This window comes from Pseudomonas cichorii, assembly GCF_019719005.1.
GTDB lineage: Bacteria > Pseudomonadota > Gammaproteobacteria > Pseudomonadales > Pseudomonadaceae > Aquipseudomonas > Aquipseudomonas cichorii_E.
The window spans coordinates 1-2020 of sequence record NZ_JAIGPJ010000079.1 but is presented as its reverse complement, the minus strand read 5'-3'; the positions used below and the strand labels follow the sequence as shown (position 1 = coordinate 2020).

The window sequence follows — 2020 nt, the reverse complement described above, 5'->3', positions numbered from 1 at the left end:
GTAAGCGCTCCATAAACCCCACCAAACTCAATATGGGTGGCGCGCTCAGCTAGGCGATGCGGGTAAGCAGTTCCACGGTAGCAAGGCTTCGTAATCTTCAACCGAAGTCGCCGTTGGCAAGCGTTCGAGTGCGTGGCGCAGCCACGCATAGGGCTCTTGGCCGTTGGCTTTGGCTGTTTCGACTAGGCTGTAAAGTTGAGCGCTGGCCGTCGCGCCTTTGGGCGTGTCACTAAACAGCCAGTTCTTTCTTCCGATCACGAAGGGGCGGATCGCGCGTTCAGCGGCGTTGTTGTCGATCGGCAGGTAGCCTTCCTCGACGTATCGCTCCAGTTTGCTCCAGTTACTTGCGAGGTAACTGATGGCTTTGCCCAAGGCATTCTGAGCGGTGACCTGTGGCTGCGTCTTTTCGATCCAGCTTTTCAACTGAGCCAGTATCGGCGGGCTTTGTTCGTGACGACCGATTTTACGCTCGGTGTCACCGCAGGCCTTCAGGTCGCGTTCGATGCCGTAAAGCTTGTTGATCATGTTCAGCGCGATATCCGCGCGCCCCGTTTTACCTTTGGGCTGCACTTTCTGTGCTTCAACGAACTTGCGGCGCGCGTGAGCCCAGCAGCCTAAACGCTCAACTCCAGCCTGGGCGCCCAGTGCGTTGTAACCGGCATAATCATCGGTCATGACGTAGCCACGGTAGCCATCGAGCAGGCGCGTAGGCACCTCCTGCGCTCGGCTGGTGGAGTAGTCAAAAAGAATCACCGGCTGATCCGGTGGGCCGCCGGTTTGCACCCACATCCACGACTGGCTGCTTGGCTCGCGGTCAGGCTCTTTCAACACCTGTACCCGCGTTTCATCGCAGTGGATGACGCGACTGGCCAACAGGCTATCGCGCATTAAATTCAGCAGCGGCTGAAAGTGATCGCCGCACTGGATAACCCAGCGAGCCAAGGTTTGGCGCGGGATATCGATGCCATGGCGACCCAATACTTTTTCAAATCGATGAAGCGGCAAGCCGTCCACATATTTGGTGGTCAGCAACATCGCCAGAACGCTCGGGCTGGCCATGCTTTTTTCAAGTAACTGAGCTGGCTTGTCCGCAGTGACCGGAGCAGCCTCGCAGTCGCGGCAACCATAGACTTTGCGGACGTGTTTGATGACACGGATCTGCATCGGGACGATTTCAAGCTGCTCGCTGATCTCCTCGCCGATGGCGTGCTTACGGCAGCCGCAGGTGCAAGTCAGCTCATGTTCGGGCAGTTCGTGGATGACCTCGATGCGCGGAAGGTCAGCGGGCAACGGCTTGCGCTTACCACGGCGCTTGGCGGGTGCGACGACCTCTTCTTCAGCGGTCTCGCACGCCAACTCGACCTCGTGCTCCGCTTCATTGAACAACGCCATTTGAGGCGTTGCCGGATCGACGGCCTGCTCCGATTTTCGGCCAAACAGGCGCTGCCTTAGCAGTGCAACTTGTTCTTCGAGCACGCCCATCCTGGATTGCATCTTCGCAAGCATCTGCTTGAGCAACTCTGGATCATCAGGAAGGTTGTCGGGCACGAAATTCATGCCCTGGATTATACCGAATCAGGCCACGAATCGTGGCGTCAAAACCTGATGAGGACGGTTACGCCAGAGGTCAAAGCCGTCGAGCATCCAGTTGAGCTCCTGGGCAGTCAGGACAATCGCTTCGTCCGTCACGTCGGGCGACGTTTTGAAGCGTTCGGACTCCAGGCGCTTGAGCCAAAGGCAGAAGCCGTTGCGTTCCCAGTACAAGATCTTCACGCGGTTGCGCGGCTTGTTGAGGAAAACAAAAAGTACGGGGTCGAAGACGGCGACCTTGATGTCCAGCTCGACCAAGGCTGCCAGACCGTCGATGGATTTTCGGAAGTCGACGGGCTTGGGGTACAGATAGACTTTTTCGACTTTTGCGTCGGGACGCATCATGGCTGGCGGACTCCAGAAAGAAATCGGGAGCACAGCATCCGGGATCACACGGCGGCTTTGAATGTGTGGTTTATGGAGCGGTTAC

Annotated in this window: 2 protein-coding genes; both read right to left on the bottom strand. The window is 57.4% G+C overall.

All coding sequences use genetic code 11. The features are described from left to right. Positions 1-45 precede the first annotated feature (45 nt). Positions 46-1557, bottom strand: coding sequence for an IS66 family transposase (gene tnpC, locus K5D32_RS25655; RefSeq protein WP_221577967.1), 1512 nt, complete (start codon positions 1555-1557; stop codon positions 46-48). Positions 1558-1575: 18 nt separating this feature from the next. Beyond that, positions 1576-1935, bottom strand: coding sequence for an IS66 family insertion sequence element accessory protein TnpB (gene tnpB / locus K5D32_RS25650; RefSeq protein WP_260407548.1), 360 nt, complete (start codon positions 1933-1935; stop codon positions 1576-1578). Between the last annotated feature and the right edge of the window lie 85 nt (positions 1936-2020).

Bases quoted from the DNA above. Each gene is read 5' to 3' on its own strand.
- tnpB (WP_260407548.1), bottom strand. From the start codon at position 1,935: ATGATGCGTCCCGACGCAAAAGTCGAAAAAGTCTATCTGTACCCCAAG.
- tnpC (WP_221577967.1), bottom strand. From the start codon at position 1,557: ATGAATTTCGTGCCCGACAACCTTCCTGATGATCCAGAGTTGCTCAAG.